We start from the raw sequence: 25,455 nt of genomic DNA on the forward strand, positions 1-25,455 counted from the left end.
CGGCGTCAGTCTCGGGCGATGAGCGCCTCGAGGCCTGCAACGAAGCTGCGGGCTTCCTCGTATGCCGTGTCGGTGTTGTGGTCGACGACGTAGGGCACTGAACCGTCGGCCCGGCTGTAGGAGCCGAGGAACACGATGCGCGAGCAGATGCGGTGCAGGCCGCGCAGTGCCGAGGCGACTCGGCGGTCCTCGATGTGGCCCTCGAGGTCGAGGGAGAAGGAGTAGCGGCCGAGCGCGTCACCGATGGGTCTTGATTCGATGCGGGAGAGGTTAACGCCGTTGGAGCTGAGCACCTCGAGCATCTCGAGGAGGGAGCCGGAGCGGTCGTGAGCGAGGTGGGCGACGATCGTTGTTTTGTCCGCGCCCGTGCGCGCGGGGATGAGACCGTCGCGCTCCACGAGCACAAAGCGGGTTTCGGCACCTTTCGTATCCTCGATCCCCTCGGAGACGACGTGCAGCCCAAAATGTTCGGCGGCGAGCGGCGAGCAAATCGCCGCGGCGGTGCGGGCACGCGGATCTGCGTCGTCAAGCTCCGCGATCTCGCGGGCCGCAGCGGCGGTCGAAAGCGCGGGCTGCGGCGATGCGCCGGGAATTTTGCCGCGCACGAACCCCTGGCACTGGGCCTGCGCATGCGGGTGAGAGTAGACGGCCTCAAGAGCGTCGAGGCTCGACGGCACGCGCGTCGCAAGCACAAAGGTGATGGGAACTATCTGCTCGGCCACGATCGTGATGCCACCGGTTGCGGCGAGCACATCGAGAGTGCCTGAGACCCCTCCCTCGACTGAGTTCTCGATCGGGGCCATCATTGCGTCGACGTCGCCGGCAACGAGATCGCCGATCGCTTCGGCGACGCTTCGGTAGGGCACGAGCGTGTGCTCCCCATCGTCGGGTCGCACCGGCAGCGGACCCATGAGCGCTTGGAGGAGTGCCTGATGGGTGAAAGTTGTCTCGGGGCCGAGGAATCCATATCGCATGTCACTAAGAGTACGGGCATGTGCGCGATCGCTACGCTTGAGTCCATGCACGACACCTCTCATACGCGTGAGCGCCTCGCGGGCGCGGCCATTGTGGGCGCGTGCCTCGCGCTCCTCGCTGCACTCATCCTTGCCCCTTCCCTCCACTGGGGAAGTCTTCGCAAGGACGCGGCACCCCCCGAGGGTGCGGTCCACACGGTGTTCGTGACAAGCGGCCTCACGTGGAATGACATCACGAAAGAGGACACCCCGACCCTGTGGTGTTTTGCCGAGAATTCCGGCACGGCAGGGCTCGCCCTCTCGAGCGAATCGGTCATGCCCACGAAACGTCAGGGACTCGCTACTCTCGCCACGGGCACGCGCACACCGGCACTGACGCACGCGAGCACCAACGGGGCGAGCGGCACACCGGGAGAAGTCGAGCTGTCCGACGCCACCTCCGCCCTCGCCGAAGTCGGCATCTCTCTCGTCGATCTCGGCGACGTCGCAACCGGTCGAGGAGTGAGTAGGCTCGAGCACGAACGAAGTGTTCGCGACATCGATGCAGCGTTCGCGAAGTACGCGGGTGATTGTGGCGAGCGCGGAGTGGCACTCGCAAGCGTCGGCTCCCTCAAACCCTCCCCCGCGGACACGTACGAGGTGGAGCATACGCGCGGCTACGACGCGCTTCCCACACCGCTCAACCTTCAGGTGTACATCGATTCGCGCTGGGGTCCGGCGTTTCTCACGAGCCCGTCGACGCGCCAGGTCGGCGTCGTCATGAATCTCGACCTCGCGGCAAGCTTCACCGGCACGGAGCAGCTCGGTATCGGCCGAGCCGCTGTCGGAACCCCCACCACCAAAGGCACTCAGCTCGCGCACGCCCGCGAGGTCACGTTCGCGTCCCGCACCACCGAGGATTCCCTCGCCCCTCTGCTCGGCGCGATCGTCGCGGTCTTGCTGATCGCGGGTGCCCTCGCGCGGCATGTCCCGGCGGCGCGAACTGTCGCGAACGTCAGTATCCTCGCGATCCCCGTGGGCTACACCTCGAGCATCCTGCCGCTCAGCACCCTCGTTAACCTCGGCATTCATCCTCTTCTCGCGATCGCGGCGTGGACGATCATCGGCACAGCTGCGCTCGGCGCAGGCCTCACTTTCGGCGTACGCCTACTCGCCTCGGCGCTCCCCGACCGCAGTCGCCGGCTCCTCACCCCCGCACTCGCGGCTCTCATGACGGCCGGCGCGATCCTCCTCGACGCCGCGCTCGGCTCGCACGCGAGCTTCACCTCGCTACTCGGAAATCAACCGATTTACGGCGGACGGTTCTACGGGTTGAGCAACCACATCACGGGAATCACACTCGCGGCATGGGCGCTCGGGGTGGGCATGCTCATACACGCACTTCCCACCTTCACAGCCGGCCGGCGAGCGGGATTGGCACGCGTCACTCTCGTGGCAGCGACGGGCCTGATCGTGGGGCTTTGTTCGATCGCGCCGGGCATGGGGGCCGACGCCGGAAGCGCCCTCATCTACGCCCCGGTGACCCTCGTGGCCTGCCTCGCCCTGAGTGGGATCCGGCTGCGACCGTGGCACATTCTCGCCGCACTCGCGGCGGGAACAGGGGTGTTTGCCCTCGCGGGCGCTCTCGACTACATGCGCCCCGCCTCCTCGCGCACGCATCTCGGCGAGTTCGTCGCGACGCTCGTGGACGCAGGATCGCTCGCGGGCGCCGCTTCACAGTTCTGGGCCGTGTTTTCGGATCGCACGATGCGCATGCTCGAGCCGCTCACGCTCTATTCGCCACTTCTCATGGCCCCGCCGGTGCTCGTGACCATCGCGCTCACCTACGGCGCGGTGCGGCGGGGGCGCCTCGCGCACGAACTCCCCCACCTCTATGCCATACGCCTCGCAGCCATAGCTGGCGCGTGGATCGGGGCGTTCACGAACGACACCGGTCTCGTTCTCGTGGGCCTCGCCTACGTCGTGGGCCTCGCACTCAGCCTTGCGGCTCGCGCGGCACTTACTGCTCGGGCTCCTCGCGAGGCTCATCCACCGGCTCCTCCGAAGGAGCTTTAACCTGCGCGTTCTTCTCGAGGGACGGTACCGCGAAGTGCTTCACGGGAGGGTTCTCCACGAACTCAGGCGCCTCGGTGCGATCACCCGTGAGCGTCCGCACCTCACCGTCCTCGCCAAGCGGATCATTCGGCGAAAGAGACCGCCGCTTCGAGAGCGCGCGCATGACGTCCTTCAGCTGGTTTGCGCGATGAAGCTGCGAGCGCAGATCCTTGCCGGTAGCGCGATGCGTGAGGTCGGCAGGGATCTCCTTGACCCAAAACCCCTGGTGAAGCGCGTCAATCGTCAGGCCGGTTTCCACGCCCCACCCAGCGGCGAGAGGCTGCACGGCATCCCAGGTTTCGCGCGTGATACAGCGCGTTCCGCTGAGAGGCTGTACGGTCTCGAACCCGGTGGCCTTGCGGATTCCGTTGCGGGCCGTTTTCACCACGAAGCCCATGCCAGCTGCGCCCTCTTGCGCGGGGAGCGTCGCGATCGCCATATCCACGCCGTCCTCAAGGACCGCCTCGACGAGAGGTTGCGCACCTGAGGCCGAATCCTGCATGTCGGCATCGATAAAGAGAAGCGCGCGTGGCGGCTCAACCGCCTGGCTGGGGATTGCTGCGGCGTTGAGCCGTTCAGCGTGCTCGGTCTCCTCGCGCATGTGCACGACCCGCGCACCGGTCGCCATCGCTGCCGCCTTGCCGCGATTGGTGCGGTGACGCACCACTACCGCACCGGCGCCCTTCGCAAGAGCCGCCGTGGCATCGGATGAGCCATCATCGACAACGACAACGAGGTCGACGCCGCGGATCGTGAACGAGGCGGCAACGGTCCGTTCGATGCGTTCAGCCTCGTCTTTCGCGGGGATGACAACCGCGACCCGCGTGGGTCGCGCACCTCCCATCTGCGCGGCGTCGACGCTGCTCATCGCAGGGTCACCTCACGTGCGACAATTCCGCCGCGCGCGCGACGCTCGAGAGCCGTAAACGGCTCCTCGCTCGAAAGCGCCGCTTCGAAACGCTTGAGGAACTCGGGAACCTCATTTTCCACGCCCTCGACGCCGAAGCCCTTCGGCAGGTCCCATACGGGAATCGTGAGGCCATCAGCACGGAACGAGCCCACGTAGCGCGTGCCCTCGGCGATACCCGACTGACGCTTCGCGTGCAGGCGCGCAACCGCGTCGATCACGCGGTCTTCGCTTTCGTCGAGAACCCAGCGCAGATGCTCCTTGGGGCCTGCATCGACCCAATACGCGTGCGGCAGCCCGCCGACGGCCGCCGTCGGCATGATCGCCTCGTTGGCCTGCTCGAGGCCCTGCTCGATCTGCTCGGTGCGCTCCGCACCGGCACCGAGCCAGTACTCGAACGAGTCGTGCACGTCGACCGTGTAGCCCTCCTCAATGACGAGGATGTCCTGAAGCCGCGGTGAATCCTCCGCAACCTTCACGGTCGTCACTGACGTTCCGGGCTCCGAATCAAGCGCTTGCTTGAGCGCTGCGCCGAGACCGCGCGAAGTGTCATTACCGGGAACGCTCGCTTGCATGCCGAGCATGACGGTGCCGTTATCGCGCTTGATCGCCGCCCAGTTCATGGGGAGGATCGTGGCGATCACGGCATCGCCACCGCCAAACTCGGGGGCAATCTTCGCCTCGAGGGTCGCCGATGGGATGAGTTGGCGCATCGCCACGAGATCGTGTTCGGCGATGAGGCCTTCAAACGGACGGCGAACGAGAGTAGTGCTAGAAGTCATGGCCCAAGTCTAGCGAGGCGGCGGGGGAACCTCCCGAACGGCCACGATCAACACGCGAGGAATCCTCGCGTATCCACGTTTCGTGTGGATAGTGACCGTTTCCTCGTCTGTTTCAACAACGTAGCCGAGGGCATCTGCGACCTTCTCGCGCCCCTCATGGGTCCGCGGGTCAAGCGCGTAGCGGGCCGTCACGCGAGTCCCCGAGGTGAGGATCGGCGCCCAGCCCGTACGCACTCTCTTGGACGGTTGCTCGGCAGTCATCGCGTAGAGGTGGCTTCCGCTGTCGCTGAGCGAGCGTCGGAATCCTCCGCAACCTCGGTGCCCGTGACCTTCCCAATTACCGTCATGAGGTGGTAGATCACGAGCGCCGCAAGGGTGCCGAGCGCAATGCCGTTGAAGGTGATGCCGGCGTCCTTGGGGCCGAACGTCCACGTCACGTTCGCGATGCCCACGACGAGGGCGACGCCCGCCGTCATCTGGTTGCGAGGCCGAGAGAAATCAACCCGTCCGTCGACCCACATGCGCACGCCCACGATGCCGATGAGGCCGTAGAGCACGAAGGTCACGCCACCGAGCACCCCAGCCGGGATCGAGAAGATGAGCTGGCCGATCTTCGGCGACATCGACAGGGCGATCGCGGCAATACCGGCAACCCAGTAGGCAGCAGTCGAGTAGACGCGAGTTGCGCTCATGACGCCGATGTTCTCGCCGTAGGTGGTTGTGGGCGAACCACCGAACGTCGCCGAGAGGGCCGTCGCGATGCCATCAGAGAAGAGTGTGCGGCCCACCATGTGGTCGAGATCCTCGCCGGTCATCGACCCCACCGACGTCACATGCCCCACGTTCTCCGCAATGAGGACGAGGACCACCGGAAGAAACATCGGAAGAACCGAGAGATCAAAGTGCGGGTGGTGGAACTCGGGAAGGCCGATCCACGGCGCCTTATAGAAGGCAGTGAGGTCAACTTCGCCGCGCGCGAGGGCAAACAGGTAGCCCACGAGAACGCCGAGGAGAACGGAGACGCGCCCGAGGATGCCCTTGAAAAGCGCCGTGCACAGGACGACCGCGAAAAGCGTCACCGTCGCGGTAAGGGCCGACTGCTGGAAGTTTTTGTAGGCCGTGGGCGCGAGGTTGAAACCGATCAGGGCGACGATGGCACCCATGACGACGGGCGGCATGAGCACGGCGATCCACCGTGTGCCGACGAACTGCACGATCACTCCGACGAGGGCGAGCGCGAGGCCCGTGAGAAGCACGGCGCCGAGCGCAGTGCCCATGTCGTGAGCCTTTGTAGCCGCCACAATCGGGGCGATGAACGCGAACGAGCTTCCTAGATAGCTGGGGACTCGATTACGTGTAATGACGAGGAACAGGATCGTGCCGAGGCCCGAAAAGAGGAGCGTCGTCGATGGGGGGAACTTCGTCAGGAGCGGGACGAGAAATGTTGCGCCGAACATCGCAATGACGTGCTGGGCGCCGATCCCAATCGTGACCGGCCATGCGAGCCGTTCGGAAGGAAGAACGACTTTTCCTGGCTCAACGGTGAGCCCATTTCCATGAATTTTCCACAGTGGCATGGCGGCCTTTCTTTTGGGGATAGGGGTTACGACTCCTTGGCGGGGTCGGGATCAGGGGTGGCCGGCGAAAGCGCCTCGGGGGAAACGCTCGAGGGGAAACGGTGTGTCCGACGCCGGGCTTCGGACACATCGGGAAGGAAGGCTGTCGCGCCAGCTGCGCCGTTGATGCGCGCACGGAACTCGACGAACGTGCGTTCGAGATCCGGAACGCCATGTTCGTCACGCACGGGCGCGGGGACGGTGATCATCAAGGCAGCGGTGATGCCCGCGACGAGGCCGAGTCCGCCGTTCGTAAGGCCGGCAGCGGCGCCAGTGACGACCGAGAACACGATGACACCGAGGAAGCCGAGCAGCGTGAGAGCCGCGCCGATCGATACGGCGTGACCGCGCGCCTTGACCGCGTTCTTTCGCACGAGGGCCTTGCGGCCGAAGTGAGACAGGAGCGCGAGAAGAGCCACGAGGAGAAGTTGGAGGATCACGAGGCCCGAACCACCTCGCGCGTCGTAGCCCACGAGAATCGCCGCGAAGTAGACGAGCACTGCCGCGAAAGCCACACCGTGCATGGTGCGCGAAAACTCGAAAGTGCGCGCCGCGTACATGAGCCAATCGACGCGTTTGAAGTTGTGCGTGCTCGAGCGCACGTAGGAGCGCGAGAGAAGCAGGCCGAATGCCGCGAACGCGAACGGAAGCCACACGTACGAGGTCGAGAAGCTTCCCGGTGCGGCATACTCGAGCCGCAGCGAGTTGTCGGCCGCTGCGCCGACGACCATGGCCGCAGTAGCCCCCACGAGGAACACGTACCACGAGGGCTGCTCGTTGAGCTTCGGATTAGCGATGAAAAGCCCAAGCGCGAGCGAGCCGAGGGAGTTCGAAAGAGTCACGAGTGCGAACGCCGGATCACCGTTGACGGCTTTACCGACAACCATGACGAGAGACAGAGCAAAGCTCACGAGCAGAAGCACGCGAAGCACGAGTATCCATCGACCTGCGCGCGCTTTCGCTGCGGCGCCGGGAACATACCCCTCGAAGCCGCGCCGCTCGGAGCCCATCACTGCTCCAAAGAGAAGCAGCGCAACGGAGACGCCGACGCCCACGCGCGGCCCTTCGGGAAGCGGTGTAAGGAGGTCGGGGATGGACGCGACAAGGTCGTAGCCGAGCACCCCAATCGACGCCGCGAACGCGGGAAGCATGCCGACCTTCCGCACGACGCCGAGGTAGGAAAAGTGCTCCGGCCCCCGGGGCTTCGGATCCTTCATGTAAGCGGGCACCCACCGCAGGAGATACACCGCGAGGATTGCCGCAATACCAATGCCCCCGGCGAGGGCAGGGATCCACCCGGGCAGCGCATCGGGGGCGTGCGTATACGTCGTCGTGAAGCTCGAGCCGAATGCGAGAACTGCGATGATGTCGCGCAGTGCATCCCAACCGCTCAAGTCGCTGAATTGCGGCGGAAGCTGCATGGAGCGGGGTTTCGGCGCGGCCGAGGGGGTTGCGCCCGAGCGCGCGTACGCGTGAGGGGCCGGCGCGGGTGGAAGCGCGATCTCCGCGGTCTCGGTCGCGGGCTCGTGCGGCGCGAGGCCTGGCGCGAAATAGTGCTCGGCCTCCCCCTCGAGGTTCGCGCGCTGCATCCTGAAGCGCTCGAAATCCTCGCTATCGGGGAGCTTTTCGGTGGGGAGCGTGCCCGGTTCGGGAACAAAAATCCAGCCCTCAGCGGGGTCGGTTCCCGCCTGGACTCGATCGTCGCTGTTTTCCGGCACCTGATCCTTCGCCATGGGCTCCCTCATTAGTGTCGCGCGGCACGCCGGTGCAGGGAAGCGCCGAGAAGGCGGCACGGCACAAACGCGCGCGTATCGCGAACATTGTAGAGGTGAAGGGGTGGATCTGCGCGCCGCCTACGCCGAGCGTGTCGCGAATCTCTTTGACGCCCTACAGACTCGCATATCGCTTCGAAAATCTCACAAGCGGCGAACGCGCAGGCCCCTGGTGCACCTCACGCACGCGGCACACAAAGAGCGTGTGGGTCGCAGCTTCGTGCGACGACTCGACCTCGAGACTAAAGGTCGCGAGCGATCCCTCGATGAGGGCGTTGCCCACCCCGTCACGCGTGTGCGCAACCGACTCGAGCATCCCCTGCAGCGGAAGGCCGGGCTCGCTAAACCGCTCGGCGAGACCCTGCTGTTGATCGCCAAGGACGCTCAGCGCACACGTACCCGTCTGTTCAAGAGCCTCCGCCGCCCGCGAGAGGGAATAGAGACTCACCACCATCGTGGGAGGGTCATACGACACATCAAGGAACGAGTCGATCGGGGTGACGAGATCCCAGCGCCCCACGCGCGCGCTCAGGAGCGCGATCGCCGAGGCGATGTCCTCGCTCAGTCGCCGATAGCTCTCGACATCCACTTCGCCTGCGCTCATGGCCGCCTCCTCAGATCCCTCGGTCGCGATGGTGTGCGGGCAGCGTCGGACCCCGCATCTACGTGTGAGCGTATCGCCCGCGCTCCCCAAACACCCGTGACTCCTCTCGCCACGTCACACACCACACCCGCACCTCCACAACCGACTCTGCACACCTATTACTCTGGAGACCATGACCGGACCCGCACGCACCACCAGCCGGCGCGCCTTTCTTACGGCAGGCGCCTCTCTCAGCGCTCTTGCCCTCGCAACTACCGCCGCGGGCTGCCAAAGCTCACCGGACGCGGACCACCTCTCGGTCGCGGAGCAGTTCAACCTCCCCGTCCCCACAGGGCACCTCGACGTTATTCTCAGCGCGCCGCTCGGAAGTGACGGCCTCAGCCCGTTCACGACGCGCTCCCTTCAGAACACCGCTGCGCTGTGGCACGTGTACGAGGGCTTGTCCATCATGGATCCGACGACCGGCACAACGCAGCCGGGCCTCTCGCAAAAGCTCTTCAATCCCGCCGACGCCGTCATCGATGTGTCCCTTCGCGACGGCGCGATCTTTCACGACGGCATGCCCGTAACCCCCGCCGACGTCATCTACTCTTTCGAGGCCGCACTCGACGAAAAAAACAAATTCCCCAACCGCGAGCTTCTCGACTTCTTCGACCACGCCGTCCAGGTGGCCGACAATATCGTCCAGCTCCGCCTCAAGTACTCCACGCCCGAGATCAACGAGCGCCTCTCCCTCGTCAAAATTATCCCCGAGGGCACCGACCCCGCCTCGCTCCTCGACCATCCCAATGGCACCGGGCCATGGCGCATCAAGGAGCGCGACGCCGCGAGCCAAACACTAGCTTTTGAAGCATTCGACCAGTACTCGGGAGTGTTCCCGGCGCTCTACGAAACCATGACCTGGCACGTCGAGCACAGCGAATCCGCGATCGCTGACGCGGTCATGGACGGCAGCATGCAGGTGGCACTTCCCGTGCCCCCAGCGAAATACCGCGAACTAGCGAAAAGCTCCCGGGCCAAGAACAGCACGCTCCACCTCGGCTCCCAGAAGAGCAAAGCCGCGGTGTACGCGATGTTCAATCATGATGAGGGCCGGGCGTTTTCCACACTCGAAGCTCGACGCGGCTTTATGAAGGCCTTCGACTATCAAGGATGCGCAAAGCAGGTCTTCGCCACATACGTCGATCCGGTCAAGAGCCCCATGTACCCCGGAACCCCCGGCTTCAACGCCTCCAGGAGCGTCTACACCTATGCCCCGGAGGAAGCGCGCGACCTCTTTGCGCGCGCGGAGATCAGCACGATTCGCTTGCTCGCGAGCAACGAGCCCTGGACCCGCGCCGTCGCCGAGTTCCTCAAGGGCAATCTCAAGGAGGTCGGGCTCGAGGCCGAGCTCGAGATACTTCCCTGGTGGGATGCCGTGAAGCGCATGGAGGAAGATTCCGACGGCTGGGACGCCGCCCTCGTGTGCCTGGATCCAGCATTCACGGGCTTTCATCCCGACACGCTTCTTCGCTCCCTCTACGCTTCACCTTTCTGGGCTGATTCTCGATTGCACCTCGGCGAAAGCGAACTTCTCGCCGAGATCCGCGACGTGCTCGACCGCAGCGCGCGCCTCGACCTCATGGGTGAGGACCTCCAGCGCGCATGGCAAAAACTGATGGATCGGATTGCCACAGAACTTCCCCTGTACCCACTCATGTGGCTGCGCGCGCTAAGCGCAATCGACACCTCCAAGGTTGCCGACCTTCCCGACACAAACGCCCTGGGCTTCATCGCTGCGACGGCGACCCCGCCGTCGCAGATGGAGAAGAAGCGCTAGTCGGCGGCGACTTCGAGGAGGCGCCTAAGCGGGCGATAGTGTTCGACGACAGCCTCACGATAAGCCGCGGGATCACCCGCGACAAGCGCGTCAATGATGGCGTCGTGGGCATTCACGGTGTCGCTAATGTCTCGCGCTTGCGGGAGGCCCGCCGCGGGGACGGCGGCGGTGTGGATCCGCCAAAATGCCATACCGAGCTGTTGCATCATGTGGTTGCTTGTCACCGCAAGCAGGTCGGAGTGGAACGCTTCGTCGCATGGGGCGAAGCCCTCCCCCGCCGCGACGCATTCACGCATGTTCTCGACGTGTTGACGGAGCTTCGGCTGCGAAGAACCGCGGTAGGCCGAGATCAGCTCATCTGTGAGTGAGAGGTCGAGTGCCATGCGCACCTCGACCACTTCACGCAGCGTGCTCAGATCATCTTTGGCATTGAGACGCGCGCGAAAAAGTACAGCCTCGATCATGGGGGAGAAAGACAGACCTCCCACGCTCATGCCGCGTCCGTGCTGAATCGAGACGATATCGAGAGATTGGAGAGTGCGGAGAGCCTCGCGCACGCTCGAACGGGAGACGCCGAGAATCTCTTGTAGCACCGCTTCCGTGGGGAGCGGATCTCCCGGATGCAAGCGGTGTTCAAGAATGTAATCCTTGATCGCATCCACCGTTGCATTACCTGCGGTGCGGCGCTTGCTTGGCTGTGCGCCACCATCGAGTTCGCGTGCCTTGGGTACTTCGACCACGATCTACCTTTCTCGTGCTCCGAGCCTCCAGTATCGCTATCTCAGCGACGTTGACAAAGTCTCGGGACTCCCCATATGCTAACAGCAGTCATCAGACGTCTGATGTCTCCGTACGGGGAAGTATCCCCTCACCCCCTTTGCAAAGGAGCAAAAGTGAGCAACTCACGCACTGTCTCTCGCCGCTCAGTTCTTAAGACCGGCGCCCTCACGGCAAGCGCCGCGGGTCTGGTCGCCGCCATCACTGCGTGCGCCCCCTCGGACAAAAAGTCCGGCGGCTCCGGAGGGTCAGGCGCCAGTGCCGGCAAGGCTAACGCGGACGGCACGATCAAGGCCTCGATCTCCTACGAGCTCGGAACCAACGGCTATGACCCCATGACCACGACCTCAGCACTCACAATCGCGGTCAATTGGCACACCCTCGAAGGCCTCACGGAACTCGACCCTGCAACAGGCGAGGTTTATCCAGCACTCGCGTCTGAGCTCCCGAAGGGCGACAATACGACCGTTGATATTGAGCTCCGCAAGGACGCTAAGTTCCATGACGGCTCCCCCGTAACCCCCGCGGACGTCGTATTCTCCTTTGAACGCGTCCTCGACCCTGCCAATAACTCGCTCTACTCGCAGTTCATTTCCTTCATTGACTCGGTCAAGGAGAATGGTGACAACGGGGTAAGCATCGCACTCAAGCATCCCGTTGGCCCACTTGCCGAGCGCCTTGCTGTCGTCAAGATCGTCCCGAAGGCCGCCGTCGAAAAGGACGCCGCCGCATTTGACGCAAACCCCATTGGCACGGGTGCGTGGAAGATGATCGATAACGGTGCTGCTTCAAAGATCGTGAAGTTCGAGCGTAACGATGACTACACCGGGCAGAAGCCGGCGCGCGCGAAGACGATGGAATGGCAGGTCATCCCCGACGCTGCGACTCGTACTAACTCGCTCCAGTCAGGTGATGTGCAGGCGATCGACTCGGTTCCCTACCTCTCGATCGATGCTCTCAAGTCCGTCGCAACCGTCGACTCCGTACAGGGTTTCGGTCTTCTTTTCGCGATGTTCAACAACACCGAAGGCAACCCCTTCGCTAATGTCAAGAACCGCCAGGCGTTCCTCTACGCGATCGACATGGACAAGGTCATCGAGACGGCCCTCGCTGGGCAGGCGACCGCTGCCACGTGCTTCGTGGACAAGGAGAATCCGGCTTACAAGGAGGCCGCGACCGTCTACTCGCACGATGCCGACATGGCTAAGAAACTCTTTGGGGAAACCGGTCTCACAGAGTTCCGCATGCTGTGCACCGACCACGACTGGGTCCAGCAGGTGACACCCATCATTCAGGAATCTCTCAAGGCAACCGGCGTCACCGTGCACTTCGAGCAAAAGCAGTCGGCCGAGGTATACACGACGATCGACGGTAAACCGGAAGCCTACGACGTCGTAATCGCCCCCGGCGACCCGTCGGTTTTCGGCTCCGATGCTGACTTGCTCATGCGCTGGTGGTACGCGGGTGACACGTGGACGGATTCTCGCATGCACTGGAAGGGTAGCGAGGCTTACAACCAACTCCAGGAGCTGCTCGATAAAGGCATCCAGGCGACTGAAGAGGCCGCTCAACTCGAAGCGTGGCACGCCGCTTTCGATCTCATCTCGAACGAGGTTCCGCTTTACCCGCTGTTCCACCGCAAGACCCCGACCGCGTACAACGCTGAGACCCTCATCGACTTCAAGCCGATTTCACTCACGGGCCTGAGCTTCGTCAACGTCGGCACGACTCTCTAACCGAGGTCCCCACTCTCGCCGGGAGGCGAGGTGTTCCCACTCCACCTCGTCTCCCGGCCCACGCGCCAGCAATGGCGCTCATTTCTAAGGACAAAGTCGCATGGCTCAATTCGCAAGACTCATTGGCCGAAGGCTCATCTCCCTGCCCTTCATGGTCGTTGGGGTCGCTCTGCTCGTTTTCATCGTGATGAGCTTTTCCAACGTAGACCCGGCACGGCTCGCACTCGGCGAAGCCGCCTCGGCCGAAGCCCTCAACAACTACCGCGAGCTACACGGCCTCAATGATCCGCTTCTCGTGCGGTTCTTCTCATTCCTCGGCGGGCTTTTCACCGGGGATCTCGGCACCTCTTCGGGCGGTGTTCCCGTGACCGAAATGGTGGCGCAGGCCTTCCCACGAACCCTAGAACTGACCTTCCTCAGCCTTATCATCGCGGTCATCCTTTCGTTCACACTGGGCGTCCTCGCTGCGCTCTATCGCGACACCTTCGTTGACCAGATCATCCGCGTGCTTTCGATTGCCTCGCTTGCTACCCCGAGTTTCTGGCTGGCGATTCTCCTTATTCAATGGCTCGGCGACATTCCTGGCGGCTGGGGCTTCTTCCCTGCGCTTGTCTCGGGCTGGACATCCTTCGCTGACGACCCGCAGCAATATCTTCTGAACATGACGCTCCCCGCGATCGCGGGAGCTATTCCCGTTGCAGGATCGCTCACTCGCGTCGTTCGTACCTCGATGGTGGAAGAACTCGACCGCGACTACGTGCGCACTGCGATCGGCGCCGGCATCCCCTACCCGATCGTGATCTCTCGAAACGTGCTTCGCAATGCGCTCATCACACCCGTGACAGTGCTCGGTCTTCGCGTCGGCTACCTCATGGGTGGTGCGGTCATCATCGAGATCATCTTCAACATTCAGGCAATGGGCAAGCTCATTCTCGACGGTATCCAGCGCAACGACGTGTATCTCGTGCAGGGCGTCACACTCACCGTGGCCATCGCATTCATCGTCATCAACTTGCTCGTCGACATCCTTTACGTGCTCATCAACCCGCGGATTAGGAGCATCTAATGCGACCAAATCTTGACGCAAAACTCCAGCGCTCCTCGGGCGGCACCCTCAAAGCGCTCAGGGGCCTCAACCCCATGAACGTCCTCGCGGCGGTCTTTCTCGCGATCCTGATCCTCGCGGCGATCCTCGCCCCGGTGATCACAACGCACGACCCACTCGCGACTGGCATGCCCGTGAAGCCACCGAGCGGCGAGCACTTCTTCGGAACCGACCAGATCGGGCGAGACGTGTTCGCGAGGGTCGTGTATGGCGCTCGTTCCTCCCTCATCATCGGTTTGAGCGCAACGGCGCTCGCCCTCCTCATCGCGGCTGTACTCGGGTCATTTGCGGCAACAGCCCACAAATGGGCCTCCGAAATCCTCATGCGCTGCCTCGACGTCGTCATGTCCATTCCGGGTATCGCGCTTGCCGCAGTTTTCGTTGCCGCGTTTGGCAACTCCTTGCCAGTACTCATCATGGCGATTGGCTTCCTCTACGTCCCGCAGCTCTCGCGAGTCGTGCGCGCCAACGTGCTTTCGCAGTTTGGCGAAGACTACGTGAATGCTTCGAAAGTTATGGGTGCCGGAATCCCCTGGATTCTTGTCAAGCACGTCGCCCGCAACTGCCTCGCCCCGATTCTCGTGTTCGCGACAGTCCTGGTCGCCGATGCGATTGTGCTCGAGGCTTCGCTGAGCTTCATCAACGCGGGCGTGCAACCGCCGAACCCGTCGTGGGGCAATATCCTTGCGCAAGGAAAGCAGCTCCTGTTGTCGGGGTACTGGTGGCCCACCTTCTTCCCAGGCCTCATGATCCTTATTACAGTCCTGAGCCTCAACATTCTTTCGGAAGGGATGACCGACGCCTTCGCCTCACCGCGCGTAAAGACGATCGTCGACGTCGCGGCCGACGAAAAGAAGGCACAGGAAGCACCCGAGGCAAGCCTCAACACGCTCGGCCTCATCGATCCTGCGAAGGCGCGCGCGAGGCTCCTGGAGTCGCTTAACAAGCTCCATATCAAAGAGCGCGAGCGCAATGATCGTCTCATTTACGAGGGTGACCCAGAAGCGGCACCACTCCTCGATGTCCGCAATCTTCGCGTCTCATTCCCGAACGCTCACGGCGACGTCGACATCGTTGACGGAGTGAATTTCACCATCCGTCCCGGTGAAACCATGGGGCTCGTCGGCGAATCGGGCTCCGGCAAGTCCGTCACGTCGATGGCGATCATGGGCCTTCTGCCCAAGACTGCCAATGTTCGAGGCACCGCGACGCTCGAGGGGAAGAACCTACTCGACATGAATACGCGCCAACTCAACGAGATGCGTGGACGTGAGATGGCGATGATCTATCAAGACGCACTCAGCTCGCTCAATCCGTCTATGCTCATCAAGAGCCAGATGGCGCAGCTCACCAAGCGTGGCGGGACACGCAGTGCCGAGGAGCTCCTTGAGCTCGTCGGGCTCGACCCAAAGCGCATACTCAAGAGCTACCCACACGAGCTTTCGGGCGGCCAACGCCAGCGCGTGCTCATCGCGATGGCCCTTACGCGCGACCCCAAACTCGTGATCGCCGACGAGCCCACGACGGCGCTCGACGTGACCGTCCAAAAGCAGGTCGTTGAGCTCCTCAATCATCTGCGCGAGGAACTCGGTTTCGCCATGCTATTCGTGAGCCACGATCTCGCGCTCGTCGCCCAGCTCGCGCACAAGATCACGGTGATGTACGCAGGTCAGGTTGTCGAGCAAGGCACCACGACCGAGGTGCTGACAGATCCTCGACATGAGTACACGCAGGGCCTCCTCGGTTCAGTACTCTCGATCGAAGCTGGGGCCGAACGGCTCCACCAGGTCCAGGGCACTGTTCCCTCCCCGCGCGAGTTCGTCGCGGGTGACCGCTTCGCGCCGCGGTCCTCGACCCCGGAAATTGGTCTCGCGGAGAAACCACGACTGTGGGACGTTCCCGGTACCACACATCGCGTCGCTTCCACCGTGGGGCTTCCCGAATCTATCGTCGCCGCCCGCCCTGCGCGGGATGCGGCAACGAGCGCACACAGGGGTGATCAGGAATGAGTCACAGCATCACATCACACACGGGTCGCGAAAGTTCCATACACGACCCAAACGACCCGCCCGTCCTCGACCTCCAGGACATCCACGTCGTGCACACGCTGCGCACGGGATCAATCCTCAAACCCGACACAATTCGCGCGGTCGACGGAATCAGCGTCCAGGTGCGCCGCGGCGAAGTCATCGGCATTGTCGGTGAATCCGGCTCTGGCAAATCGACTCTTGCGAACGTGATGTTGGGGCTCCAGCAGCCTACGAGTGGAAAAGTGTTCTTCAAGGGGAACGATCTGCGGCGCAGTCGCTCGGCGCGGCGTGAACGTGGTCGAGCAATCTCGGTCGTGTTCCAGGATCCGTCTACAGCGCTCAACCCACGCATGATCGTTCAGGACACCCTGATGGATCCACTTCGCGTGCATGGTATCGGCACGGAACGGCAGCGCCTGGCGATGGTCAAGGAGCTCGTGCGCCTCGTGGGCCTTCCGCAATCTGCACTGTCGGTTTTGCCGCGGCAAATCTCGGGTGGTCAGCGACAGCGCGTCGCTATCGCGCGCGCTCTCGCGCTCGAGCCAGACATCGTCATCGCGGATGAGCCGACTTCGGCCCTCGACGTGTCGGTACGCGCGCAGGTGCTCAACCTCCTGACCGACCTTAAAAAGGAACTCGGGCTTGGACTCGTGTTCATTTCCCACGACATCAATACGGTGCGGTTCGTTTCCGACACGCTCATCGTAATGAATCGCGGCAAGATCGTTGAGTCGGGTCCGAGCGAAGAAGTGTTCCGCAATGCCACGGATCCATACACTCAGACCCTTCTCGCAGCGGCGCCCGCACTCTTATAACGCTCGACACCACACGTGGAGGCGGGAGCCCATCGCTCCCGCCTCCACGTGTGTCCTACGCCTCTACGCGGGTGCTTTGCGAGCCGGTAAGCCACGTCAGCGGAATCTCCGTGAAGAAGAGACCGTGCCACTCGCGCTCCCACAGCAGCCCAATGTTGCCGTTCGGCAGCTGAGTCATCGATTGATAGACGTAGTGGCGGGGATTGAAGACGCGATTGTGGGGCCATGTGCGCGCGCCGTCCATGCTAAGCCTGAGAGTGCCGCAGCCGCGAAAGGGCAAAAGAGCACTGGCATTGGCGAACACCACTGCCTCTCGACCGTCCATGTCGATTCGCACAGCGTTCGGTTGGCTAAAGATCTCCGTAAGCTGCGGATCATACGAGACACTCGACCAGGTCTCGCCACCGTCAGTGCTACGTGACACCGCAACGTTCCCGGAGGGGTGTTGATTGCGTGCAAACACGACAAGCTCGCCTCCTTCCACTTCCACGATGCTCGACTCATAGAGCGATGCCTCGTCACACCCACGCCACTCGCGAGAGTCATTTGGAGAGCCACCGAGGCGCCAGGTGTGGCCCGCATCATCACTCAGAAGGGCCGCACACGCAAAGGAGGACCCGGATGTATCGCTGTAGTACACGGGCATCACGAGCCGCCCGGAATAAGGCCCGTTTTCCACGCATACACCGGTCCCGGGTGAAGCCCCAAGGAACGGCATCCACGGCTCCTTGACCTGAGGATTCAGATCGATGGGTTCACTCCACGTCTCTCCGTCGTCGTCGCTTACCACCATCCACAGGTAACTCGTGGGCATGACTGTGAGGGGCGGAGCGGTGAGTTCATCTCGAGCGGTTTCGACGTGCCCGAGCTGGGCCGCGCCATCACGCAGGCAACCATCAGAATCGAGCATGAAATCCGTGGGAGATCCCGAAGCCGAACGAACCGTGCCATCGCTGCCAGCGACGTACTGCTCCCCCTCAGAGTCGAGCAAAATCCGCTTTCCCTCGGGGGTGTAGCCGGTACCAGCAATCGCATTCAGCTGACCAATCGCCCCCGGGAAATGATCAAAGAGCGCGATGATGCGCCCACTCTCGCGGTGTTGGACGAGGACGGGGTCGGTTGCAGAGGCTCCCTTTAAACCCGCTCCAATGGAGCGCACGATCGTGCGCAGCGGTCCCCAGGTGCGGCCACCATCGGTGCTGCGCCGAATGACGAAGTTTATGTGATTCGGGCTGTCGTTCGGGATGCTGATGCGCTGGTCGGCTCCCGCGATAAGAGTCCCTCGATGCGTAGTGAGCAGGGCGGGGATTCGGTAACTTTGAGCATCCTCATATCCGAGATCGAAAAGCGCTTTCGTGTGCAGCGGCTCAATACCGCAAAGATGCTTGATGTGATTATCGGAAAGTATGCGTGCGTAGATCATCGCGGTTTGCGCCTCACCGAAGAGCCGCGCACCGTCGAGGTCCTGTCCCACGGAGATGCGATCGACTCCATCGACGTCACTGAAGAAGCACACGCCCGCGCTTCTCGCGACCTCGTAGCCATCGACGTAGAGGGTGCTTGCACCGTAGCCGGTTGTGACGACGAGTTCGTGCCAGTTGCCGTCGTCCCATTGACCGTACGCCTCGAGTTCGCACAGAGTCTCTTCCGCCTCGATCACGCGGTACACAATGTTTCCGCGTTCGATCGAAAGGGCGAGTTTTCCATTACTTCCTCTGGCTTCAAGAATAGTTCCAGCTTGATGCCTACCACGAACACGAAATCGTACGCGAATTGAGCCTTTAGAAAGTTTTCCTACCCGTTTAGCATCCCGGTTAGAAAGGCGAGAGGCAGCGAACTCCACGAATGGTTGAACAGCTATCGCTTTCGCGAGAATTTCGCGGGCTTCAAGTTCTCGAGGGAGGTCGAGCATACCTTCTATACGTGGATCACCGAGCTGATTGATCAGAGTTTCGCCCTCGCTAGACTCGGGCCACGCAAGCGTCGAGGTGGAGCAAAAGACTTGGTATCCGTCGAGGTAGAGATTCGTTCCATTCGCGCTTCGAGTGAGCGACAAGGTATGCATCTCGCCGTCGTCAACGTGGTCGGCGTCCTCGGCATCGAGGGTTCGTCTTGCACCGTCGCGGGAAATGTCTACCACGAGGCGAGAGTTGCGGATTGATATTTCCAGTCGAGAATTTTTCGATTCGCGCACTAGAAGCGTCCCACTTCCGTGTGAAACAAATGCGAAGTGGAGGCTTGATGCATCCTGGAGCATTACCTCTTTCACGTGCGAACGAGGCACCGTTTCCATGTCTTTTCTCCATTTTTCACTAGTCGCCCGCTAATCATCACGAAACTCATCGGAGTGACGTCGCGCACAGCTCCCGAACACTGAACGCCTTGACGTAACTCCCCACTCACTCTAGTCTGTTGTCAGACATCAGACATCTGACGTCTGGTTACATGAGCTGGACCGTCGGCAACGAAGCGGCGGAACCTCGAACAGAAGGATTTTTTGCTATGGCCCCCCAGGGACGCCTCGCGGGCGTTATCCCGCCCCTTGTCATTCCACTCACAAATTCCCGCGAACTCGATGTCGAATCTCTCGAGCGCCTCGTCAACCACCTGATCGAGGGCGGCGTCGACGGGATTTTCGCTCTCGGATCTTCGAGTGAAGTCGTATTCCATACAGATCGCATGCGCGAGCAAATCCTTGAAACCGTTACCGGTGTGGTCGCCGGCCGCGTCCCCGTTCTCGCCGGCGTGATCGACACAGAAACGAACCGCGTTCTTGAGCATGTCAAAACTGCTCAGAAGTACGGCGTAGCAGGCGTCGTCGCGACCGCGCCCTTCTATGCCATCACGGGCCCAGCCGAGATCGAACGTCACTTCCGAGTACTCGGTGAACACGCCGAGGTTCCCGTATGGGCCTATGACCTGCCGGTATGCGTGCACGTCAAGCTGAGCCCACACATGCTCGTGGCGCTTGGCAGCGAAGGACTACTCACGGGCGTCAAAGATTCCTCAGGCGATGATGTGTCATTCCGACGGCTGACCGCCATGAATCGTGCCGCGGGCAGTCCGCTGAGCGTGCTCACGGGACACGAAGTTGTCGTAGACGGCGCTTACCTCTCCGGCGCTGATGGATCGGTGCCGGGCCTCGGCAATGTCGATCCGGCGGGCTACGTGCGCATGCACAAAGCCTTCGTGGAAGGGGATTGGCAAAAGGTACGAACCGAACAAGATCGCCTTGCCGCGCTGTTCGAAATCGTGTTCCAGCCCGTTGGCAAAACCGGCCCCGCCGCTGGCGTCGGCGCATTTAAGACGGCGCTTCGCGAACTCGGGCTGTTCGCCACGAACATGATGAGTGAACCGATGACCCCAATCGAGGGCGAATCGGTTGAAAAGATCCGCGGAATCCTCCAGTCAACCGGTCTTCTCAAGTAGGCAATCATGACTGCCGGGCCCACGCGCGTGCTCGCCGTTGATCTCGGCGGGACTAAAATCAATGCCGCCGTGGTGGTTTTCGAGGAGGGCGCGGCCGCACCTTCCCTCTGCCAGGTAGCCACGACTGCGACGCCCGCCCGCGACGGCGCGAAGGCCGTTCTTGCCGCATCACTTGCAGTCGCCCGCGAGGCCCTTAGCCTCGCCGGCGACGATGAGGAGACCCTCAAAGCCATCGGAATTGCTTCGGCGGGCGTGATCGATACAGCACGAGGGCTCGTCACCGCCGCCACCGATGCACTTCAGGGCTGGCCGGGCACGAATCTTGCGAGTGTTTTCCGCGCTGAGTTCGGCGCACACACCCGCGTCCTCAACGACGTTCACGCGCACGGCCTCGGAGAAGCCATGTTCGGCGCAGGCAAGGACCGCGATTCGCTACTTCTCGTGGCCGTTGGCACGGGCATCGGTGGCGCCTTCGTCACCCACGGGGAAGTCCTTACGGGTGCGCGTGGCGCCGCTGGCCACATCGGGCACGTGCGTACCGCGGGGATTCCCGGTGTCGAAGAACTCGTGTGCACATGTGGGAGGCGCGGACACCTCGAAGGGTTTGCGTCTGGTCCCGGCATCGCGGCCGAGCTCACGAGGCGCGGAATCCCCGCAGCTTCCACACGCGAAGTCGCGGATCTCGCGAACGACGGTTCGACAATCGCTCTCGAAACACTCATCGACGCGGGCCGTCTCACCGGCCGCGCAATAGGCGACCAACTCAATGTCGTCGACCCCCACGTCGTCGCAATCACGGGAGGCGTCGCTTCCGCGAGCGGCGCCGCCGGTGACGGGTGGTGGGCTGCGCTTCGCAAAGGTGTGCGCGAGAGTGCCATGGATGCCGTCGGAAATACTCCCATCGTGCCCGCAAGCGCGGGCAACCACGCGGCGCTCCTTGGTGCCGCACATTTCGCACTGACTGAAACCGCCACGGAAGGCTGAACCATGCACCCCATCGTCAAAGCCCTCGAGGGCTCCCTTATCGTCTCGTGTCAGGCCTACCCGGGCGAGCCCATGCGCGATCCGCGCACGATGGCGCAGATTGCCGCGGCCGTTGAACAGGGCGGAGCAAGCGCCGTTCGTGCGCAGGGTCTCGACGATATTCGCCAGGTGAAGGCTGCCGTGAACAACGTTCCCGTGATCGGCATTTGGAAGGACGGAAACGAGGGCGTGTTTATCACGCCAACACTCAAGCATTGCGAGGCAGTTCTCGATGCGGGTGCGGACATTCTCGCGCTCGATGGGACGCTTCGTGAGCGTCCCGATGGGCTCACTTTTGCCGAAACTGTCGCGCGGATTCGTGAACGAAGCAAGGCACCGATCATGGCTGATTGCGATAGCGAGGAGTCCGCTCTTGCAGCAGCCGAGGCGGGCGTCGACATCATCGGCACGACCCTCGCGGGATATACGGGAGCGCGCGAGAAGACCGACGGTCCCGATCTCGAGTTGCTCGCGAGCCTCGTGGAGAAGTTGCCCGGGCGCGCCGTCGTTGCCGAAGGGCGCGTACACAGTCAAGCCCATGCGGCGGCATGTCGCGAGGCGGGAGCATTCGCAGTCGTGGTGGGGACCGCAATTACGCACCCGACGTCGATCACGACGTGGTTCGATGCCGCCGTGCGCGGAGCCGGTGAGCGAGCATGAATGCCGCGCCGGTGTGGATCGCGGGGGCTTACGCCGCGCTTGAGCCTGCACTCACGGGTGAGCGAGCCGAACAGGATACGCGTGAGCTTTACTCGGCGCTCGCACAGCCCAAGGGATTTGATGGTCTCGAGCTCCCCTACCGCTCTTCGCTGCCCAATCTCGCGCTCGTCAAGGGTGCACCGTTCACGCAGCACGTCATCACGGCAATTCCTGGGACGATGCAGCGCCTCGCGAAAGCCCCTTCCTTCGGCCTCGCCTCTCGAGATACCGACGGTCGGGAGGCGGCGCTCGACTTTGTAAGGGAGATTGTGCGGGCCTCACGCGAACTCGAGGTCGCTGTCATGGCGATCGAGATTCACTCCGCTCCCACTGATCACGCAGATTCGAGCGCCTTTGCTCACTCACTTGAGACGCTCATGAGAGAGCGGATCGAGGGCGACCCCGAGTTCGTGATCGAGCACTGCGATGCCGCTGGCTCGCCGTTCCCGGGCGAAAAGCGCTTCCTTCCTCTCGAGGAGGAAGTGCGCGTCGCGAAGGAGACTGGGGTGGGCATCGCGCTCAACTGGGGTCGTTCGGCGCTCGAAACCCGCGATCCTCAAACACCACTCGAACACGTGCGCTATGCCTCGCGAGCGGGGGTTTTGCGGGCGTTCATGGCCTCGGGCGCGGGCGCCGGCACCCCGATGTACGGCGCTCAGTGGGCCGACACTCACCTGCCCCACGTCGACCATGAGCCTTCGTCACTGTTGACGGACGACGCACTCACCTCGTGCATGTCCGCTGCCGTAGGCAACCTGCTTTATGCAGGCGTCAAGATCCAGACCCCTCGAGGGCTCACGGCTCACGAGAGGTCTCGCGTGCTTGCACGCGTCGCGGAGCCGATGCGTTCCGCCTTCAGCCGCGCGGGATAGCCCGCACGACGCCTCACGAAAAGGAGTCCAATGATGAATTCCCCCCTTTCCCTTCGAGCGAGAGGGCTCGCCTTTGGCGCAACGGTGGCACTTGCGCTCGGCGTACCAATGTCGGCGCTCGCGGCGCCTTCTGACTCGCCAGGAGCGGCCGACGCTCCCGCGTCCGAATCGAGTTTCACATCGCAACGCATCGCTATGGGCGGTGAAGGTGGGTTCGGCAACTACCGCATCCCTGCCGTCATCCAGCTCAAGAACGGCGATGTCCTTGCTGCTTACGACGGCCGACCGACGGGCACCGATGCACCCGGACCAAATTCGATCCTCATGAGGCGTTCGACCGATGGTGGAAAAACTTTCGGGCCCCAAACCGTGATCGCCGCAGGCAAGGTTGAGAAGCCGATCCACGGCTACTCGGACCCTAGCTTCGTGTACGACGAGGAAACGGGAAATCTTTTCACGTTCTTCGTGCACTCGAAGGACACGGGTTTTTGGAATAGCCACGAGGGCAATGATGATGCTGATCGCAAGGTCATGAGTGCTTCGGTGGCCGTGTCGAAGGACAATGGCGAGACGTGGGAGCTTCGCTCCCTCACCGAAACGGTCAAGCCTGAGGGCGTGCGCGCGACGTTTGCGACAAGCGGCCACGGTATTCAAATCAAGAACGGTACTCACAAGGGCCGTCTCGTGCAGCAATACGCAGGCGCCTTCACCGATGGAACCGTGCGCGCCTACTCGGTGTACTCCGATGATCATGGCGCCACGTGGCACATGGGCACGCCCGTGGGAACGAAGATGGACGAAAACAAGGTTGTGGAGCTCGCTGATGGCACGCTCATGATGAACTCGCGTGCTCATGACACGTATACCGCGCGCTGGGTCGCCTATTCGAAGGACGGCGGCGAGACGTGGAGCGAACCGTCGCTCGACCACACTCTCACTGATCCGCGCAACAACGCGTCGATCATCCGCATGAACCCCGCGGCCGCTCCTGAGTCACGCGCGGCACAGGAACTGCTCTTCTCGAACGCCAACTCCTCGAGCGGCCGCACGAACGGCAGCATCCGCTACTCGTGCGACTCGGGCAAGACTTGGCCGACGGTCACCACGTTCAATGCTGGGGACACGTCGTACTCGGATCTCGTCGCGCTCGAAGATGGTTCTTTCGGTGTGTTCTACGAGTCCGCGAAGAACGAGCAGCGCTACGGTGCGTTCACGAGGGAGTTCCTGAACCCCTTCTGCGCGGCCTTTGGCGAGGCAGCTGCCGATATCGGTGCGGGAAACACGAGCGAGGTCACATTCACTCTGCGCAATGACGACACTCGAGATCTTGCCTCTGGCACGGCGACTGTCGACCTTCCAAAGGGCTGGAGCGCACCTACCGTGGAAACCCCGGCGCTCAAGCCGGGTGAGAGCACGACGGTCACTCTCAAGGTTTCGGCTCCCGCATGGGCTCCGAAGGGCGAAGTGCACGGCGACGTACGCGTCGCGGCCGCCGACATCACCGTTCGCGGGGATCTCGATCTCAACGTCATCAACACTGCACCCGATACTCTCGGCGCCACGATCGTGGGAACGCCTGGCGAGCCTGAACGCGACCTCGTGAAAAATCCCTACAAAGTGGGTGACGAGGTCCCCTACACATTCCGCGTCGATTCGACGGCAAACGTCACCGAAACCGTGACGCCAGTCTCCAGCAACCTCTCTCCGCTCGTGCCGGAGGGCCCCGGCAACTGTCGCTGGCGCGATCTCAAACCCGGTGATGGGTACACGTGTTCCACACCCCGCTACACGGTCACTGAGCAGGATCTCGAACGTGGCTATTTCATTCCCGAAAGCACGTGGGAACTCACGCGCAGGGGTCTCGATCCCGTCACGATCACCGTCACCGGCGAGAAAGTCTGGCTCGTAGCTCCCGACGAAAAGCCCGCAGAACCGCCAGCCGAAGAGTCGGGCGACAATGCGGGCGAGGAACCGTCGGACACCCCGACCGGCGAACAACCTGACCCGGTTGAGCAAGGTGACCCGACTGAACCAAACGAACCGAGAGTGCCGAGCGAGGATGCCCCCGCAATCTCCGAGAATGACCCGGGTCGTGCGAGTTCGGAGAGCTTCGAGCCCCAGCAGGCACACGACCAGGCAGCAAGAACACCGCGGGCGGTAGGCGCAAACACGGGGCAGAGCTCAATGCCCTCCCGCACCCTTCCGCGCACGGGTACGTCAGCACTGCTCATCGCCAGCACCGCGACGGCAGTCCTCGCCGCAGGAATTGCGCTGACGTTCGGAGCACGCGAGCGCGGAAAGCACTAATCTCGCCATCTCGATCCACATTGCCACGCAAAAGAAACGGGCGGCTCCGCCGACAAGGCGGAGCCGCCTCAGTTGTGTGAGCAACCGTCGGAGC

The 25,455-nt window shown here is 62.7% G+C and carries 19 protein-coding genes and 2 pseudogenes; 11 read left to right on the forward strand and 10 right to left on the reverse strand.

The features are described 5' to 3' along the window. Nucleotides 1-11 precede the first annotated feature (11 nt). Together HMPREF1484_RS11945 and pheA are read right to left on the reverse strand one after the other, a co-directional pair. A pseudogene (locus HMPREF1484_RS11945) lies at nucleotides 12-149 on the reverse strand (prephenate dehydratase); the annotation flags it as partial. After that, nucleotides 123-1,037, reverse strand: a pseudogene (gene pheA / locus HMPREF1484_RS02130) (prephenate dehydratase); the annotation flags it as partial. The pseudogenes HMPREF1484_RS11945 and pheA, both read right to left, overlap by 27 nt. Here pheA and HMPREF1484_RS02135 point away from each other — a divergent pair. Next, nucleotides 993-3,029 (forward strand): hypothetical protein, encoded by a 2,037-nt coding sequence (locus HMPREF1484_RS02135; protein ID WP_016663373.1) that lies wholly within the window; start codon nucleotides 993-995, stop codon nucleotides 3,027-3,029. The pseudogene pheA and the gene HMPREF1484_RS02135 sit on opposite strands and share 45 nt — an antisense overlap. Here the strand turns inward: HMPREF1484_RS02135 and HMPREF1484_RS02140 are convergent. The 6 genes from HMPREF1484_RS02140 to HMPREF1484_RS02165 all read right to left on the reverse strand — a co-directional run bounded on the left by HMPREF1484_RS02140 (nucleotide 2,974) and on the right by HMPREF1484_RS02165 (nucleotide 8,749). After that, nucleotides 2,974-3,936, reverse strand: a complete 963-nt coding sequence (locus tag HMPREF1484_RS02140) for a glycosyltransferase (RefSeq protein WP_016663374.1) — start codon at nucleotides 3,934-3,936, stop codon at nucleotides 2,974-2,976. The two genes, HMPREF1484_RS02135 and HMPREF1484_RS02140, sit on opposite strands and share 56 nt — an antisense overlap. Continuing rightward, nucleotides 3,933-4,757 (reverse strand): DUF5926 family protein, encoded by an 825-nt coding sequence (locus HMPREF1484_RS02145; RefSeq protein WP_016663375.1) that lies wholly within the window; start codon nucleotides 4,755-4,757, stop codon nucleotides 3,933-3,935. The genes HMPREF1484_RS02140 and HMPREF1484_RS02145 overlap by 4 nt, the downstream gene beginning before the upstream one ends. 9 nt (nucleotides 4,758-4,766) lie before the next feature. Next, the gene (locus HMPREF1484_RS02150; RefSeq protein WP_016663376.1) at nucleotides 4,767-5,018 is read right to left on the reverse strand and encodes a hypothetical protein; all 252 of its coding nucleotides are present in this window, start codon (nucleotides 5,016-5,018) and stop codon (nucleotides 4,767-4,769) included. Next, nucleotides 5,015-6,334 carry a uracil-xanthine permease family protein gene (locus HMPREF1484_RS02155; RefSeq protein ID WP_016663377.1) on the reverse strand — a complete coding sequence of 440 codons (1,320 nt, stop codon included), beginning with the start codon at nucleotides 6,332-6,334 and terminating at the stop codon, nucleotides 5,015-5,017. Before HMPREF1484_RS02155 ends, HMPREF1484_RS02150 begins: the two co-directional genes overlap by 4 nt. A 26-nt stretch (nucleotides 6,335-6,360) precedes the next feature. After that, nucleotides 6,361-8,106 (reverse strand): hypothetical protein, encoded by a 1,746-nt coding sequence (locus HMPREF1484_RS02160; RefSeq protein ID WP_016663378.1) that lies wholly within the window; start codon nucleotides 8,104-8,106, stop codon nucleotides 6,361-6,363. Between the two features lie 154 nt (nucleotides 8,107-8,260). Continuing rightward, nucleotides 8,261-8,749, reverse strand: coding sequence for a flavin reductase family protein (locus tag HMPREF1484_RS02165; protein WP_016663379.1), 489 nt, complete (start codon nucleotides 8,747-8,749; stop codon nucleotides 8,261-8,263). 172 nt (nucleotides 8,750-8,921) lie between these two features. Between HMPREF1484_RS02165 and HMPREF1484_RS02170 the strand changes: the two genes are divergently transcribed. Continuing rightward, nucleotides 8,922-10,568, forward strand: a complete 1,647-nt coding sequence (locus tag HMPREF1484_RS02170) for an ABC transporter substrate-binding protein (protein ID WP_016663380.1) — start codon at nucleotides 8,922-8,924, stop codon at nucleotides 10,566-10,568. On the opposite strand, the gene HMPREF1484_RS02175 is transcribed toward HMPREF1484_RS02170, so the two are convergent. Beyond that, nucleotides 10,565-11,308, reverse strand: coding sequence for a FadR/GntR family transcriptional regulator (locus HMPREF1484_RS02175; protein ID WP_016663381.1), 744 nt, complete (start codon nucleotides 11,306-11,308; stop codon nucleotides 10,565-10,567). The genes HMPREF1484_RS02170 and HMPREF1484_RS02175 overlap by 4 nt on opposite strands. Before the next feature lie 153 nt (nucleotides 11,309-11,461). Here HMPREF1484_RS02175 and HMPREF1484_RS02180 point away from each other — a divergent pair, with 153 nt between their 5' ends. The 4 genes from HMPREF1484_RS02180 (at nucleotide 11,462) to HMPREF1484_RS02195 (ending at nucleotide 17,031) form a co-directional block, all read left to right on the forward strand. After that, complete coding sequence (locus tag HMPREF1484_RS02180; protein ID WP_016663382.1) at nucleotides 11,462-13,081, forward strand: ABC transporter substrate-binding protein; 1,620 nt, start codon at nucleotides 11,462-11,464, stop codon at nucleotides 13,079-13,081. A 100-nt stretch (nucleotides 13,082-13,181) separates the two neighbouring features. After that, nucleotides 13,182-14,147, forward strand: coding sequence for an ABC transporter permease (locus HMPREF1484_RS02185; RefSeq protein ID WP_016663383.1), 966 nt, complete (start codon nucleotides 13,182-13,184; stop codon nucleotides 14,145-14,147). Next, nucleotides 14,147-16,195 carry a dipeptide/oligopeptide/nickel ABC transporter permease/ATP-binding protein gene (locus HMPREF1484_RS02190; RefSeq protein WP_016663384.1) on the forward strand — a complete coding sequence of 683 codons (2,049 nt, stop codon included), beginning with the start codon at nucleotides 14,147-14,149 and terminating at the stop codon, nucleotides 16,193-16,195. The genes HMPREF1484_RS02185 and HMPREF1484_RS02190 overlap by 1 nt, the downstream gene beginning before the upstream one ends. Continuing rightward, the gene (locus HMPREF1484_RS02195; RefSeq protein ID WP_016663385.1) at nucleotides 16,192-17,031 is read left to right on the forward strand and encodes an ABC transporter ATP-binding protein; all 840 of its coding nucleotides are present in this window, start codon (nucleotides 16,192-16,194) and stop codon (nucleotides 17,029-17,031) included. The genes HMPREF1484_RS02190 and HMPREF1484_RS02195 overlap by 4 nt, the downstream gene beginning before the upstream one ends. 55 nt (nucleotides 17,032-17,086) lie before the next feature. Here the strand turns inward: HMPREF1484_RS02195 and HMPREF1484_RS02200 are convergent, their stop codons facing one another. Further along, nucleotides 17,087-19,324 (reverse strand): sialidase family protein, encoded by a 2,238-nt coding sequence (locus HMPREF1484_RS02200; protein WP_016663386.1) that lies wholly within the window; start codon nucleotides 19,322-19,324, stop codon nucleotides 17,087-17,089. 209 nt (nucleotides 19,325-19,533) lie between these two features. On the opposite strand from HMPREF1484_RS02200, the gene HMPREF1484_RS02205 reads away from it, so the two are divergent. The 5 genes from HMPREF1484_RS02205 to HMPREF1484_RS02225 are packed head-to-tail and all read left to right on the forward strand — an operon-like array spanning nucleotide 19,534 to nucleotide 25,361. Beyond that, nucleotides 19,534-20,460, forward strand: a complete 927-nt coding sequence (locus HMPREF1484_RS02205; RefSeq protein WP_016663387.1) for a dihydrodipicolinate synthase family protein — start codon at nucleotides 19,534-19,536, stop codon at nucleotides 20,458-20,460. 6 nt (nucleotides 20,461-20,466) lie between these two features. Next, nucleotides 20,467-21,444, forward strand: a complete 978-nt coding sequence (locus HMPREF1484_RS02210; RefSeq protein WP_016663388.1) for an ROK family protein — start codon at nucleotides 20,467-20,469, stop codon at nucleotides 21,442-21,444. Nucleotides 21,445-21,447: 3 nt separating this feature from the next. After that, nucleotides 21,448-22,143: an N-acetylmannosamine-6-phosphate 2-epimerase gene (locus tag HMPREF1484_RS02215; RefSeq protein WP_016663389.1), complete on the forward strand. Its 696-nt coding sequence runs from the start codon at nucleotides 21,448-21,450 to the stop codon at nucleotides 22,141-22,143. Next, complete coding sequence (locus tag HMPREF1484_RS02220) at nucleotides 22,140-23,054, forward strand: DUF4862 family protein (RefSeq protein ID WP_016663390.1); 915 nt, start codon at nucleotides 22,140-22,142, stop codon at nucleotides 23,052-23,054. The genes HMPREF1484_RS02215 and HMPREF1484_RS02220 overlap by 4 nt, the downstream gene beginning before the upstream one ends. A 30-nt stretch (nucleotides 23,055-23,084) precedes the next feature. Further along, nucleotides 23,085-25,361, forward strand: a complete 2,277-nt coding sequence (locus HMPREF1484_RS02225; protein ID WP_051120600.1) for an exo-alpha-sialidase — start codon at nucleotides 23,085-23,087, stop codon at nucleotides 25,359-25,361. Nucleotides 25,362-25,455 lie beyond the last annotated feature (94 nt).

Source organism: Dermabacter sp. HFH0086 (assembly GCF_000413375.1).
Lineage (GTDB): Bacteria > Actinomycetota > Actinomycetes > Actinomycetales > Dermabacteraceae > Dermabacter > Dermabacter hominis.

Bases quoted from the DNA above. Each gene is read 5' to 3' on its own strand.
- HMPREF1484_RS02135 (WP_016663373.1), top strand. From the start codon at position 993: ATGTGCGCGATCGCTACGCTTGAGTCCATGCACGACACCTCTCATACG.
- HMPREF1484_RS02140 (WP_016663374.1), bottom strand. From the start codon at position 3,936: ATGAGCAGCGTCGACGCCGCGCAGATGGGAGGTGCGCGACCCACGCGG.
- HMPREF1484_RS02145 (WP_016663375.1), bottom strand. From the start codon at position 4,757: ATGACTTCTAGCACTACTCTCGTTCGCCGTCCGTTTGAAGGCCTCATC.
- HMPREF1484_RS02150 (WP_016663376.1), bottom strand. From the start codon at position 5,018: ATGACTGCCGAGCAACCGTCCAAGAGAGTGCGTACGGGCTGGGCGCCG.
- HMPREF1484_RS02155 (WP_016663377.1), bottom strand. From the start codon at position 6,334: ATGCCACTGTGGAAAATTCATGGAAATGGGCTCACCGTTGAGCCAGGA.
- HMPREF1484_RS02160 (WP_016663378.1), bottom strand. From the start codon at position 8,106: ATGGCGAAGGATCAGGTGCCGGAAAACAGCGACGATCGAGTCCAGGCG.
- HMPREF1484_RS02165 (WP_016663379.1), bottom strand. From the start codon at position 8,749: ATGAGCGCAGGCGAAGTGGATGTCGAGAGCTATCGGCGACTGAGCGAG.
- HMPREF1484_RS02170 (WP_016663380.1), top strand. From the start codon at position 8,922: ATGACCGGACCCGCACGCACCACCAGCCGGCGCGCCTTTCTTACGGCA.
- HMPREF1484_RS02185 (WP_016663383.1), top strand. From the start codon at position 13,182: ATGGCTCAATTCGCAAGACTCATTGGCCGAAGGCTCATCTCCCTGCCC.
- HMPREF1484_RS02190 (WP_016663384.1), top strand. From the start codon at position 14,147: ATGCGACCAAATCTTGACGCAAAACTCCAGCGCTCCTCGGGCGGCACC.
- HMPREF1484_RS02195 (WP_016663385.1), top strand. From the start codon at position 16,192: ATGAGTCACAGCATCACATCACACACGGGTCGCGAAAGTTCCATACAC.
- HMPREF1484_RS02200 (WP_016663386.1), bottom strand. From the start codon at position 19,324: ATGGAAACGGTGCCTCGTTCGCACGTGAAAGAGGTAATGCTCCAGGAT.
- HMPREF1484_RS02205 (WP_016663387.1), top strand. From the start codon at position 19,534: ATGGCCCCCCAGGGACGCCTCGCGGGCGTTATCCCGCCCCTTGTCATT.
- HMPREF1484_RS02210 (WP_016663388.1), top strand. From the start codon at position 20,467: ATGACTGCCGGGCCCACGCGCGTGCTCGCCGTTGATCTCGGCGGGACT.
- HMPREF1484_RS02215 (WP_016663389.1), top strand. From the start codon at position 21,448: ATGCACCCCATCGTCAAAGCCCTCGAGGGCTCCCTTATCGTCTCGTGT.
- HMPREF1484_RS02220 (WP_016663390.1), top strand. From the start codon at position 22,140: ATGAATGCCGCGCCGGTGTGGATCGCGGGGGCTTACGCCGCGCTTGAG.
- HMPREF1484_RS02225 (WP_051120600.1), top strand. From the start codon at position 23,085: ATGATGAATTCCCCCCTTTCCCTTCGAGCGAGAGGGCTCGCCTTTGGC.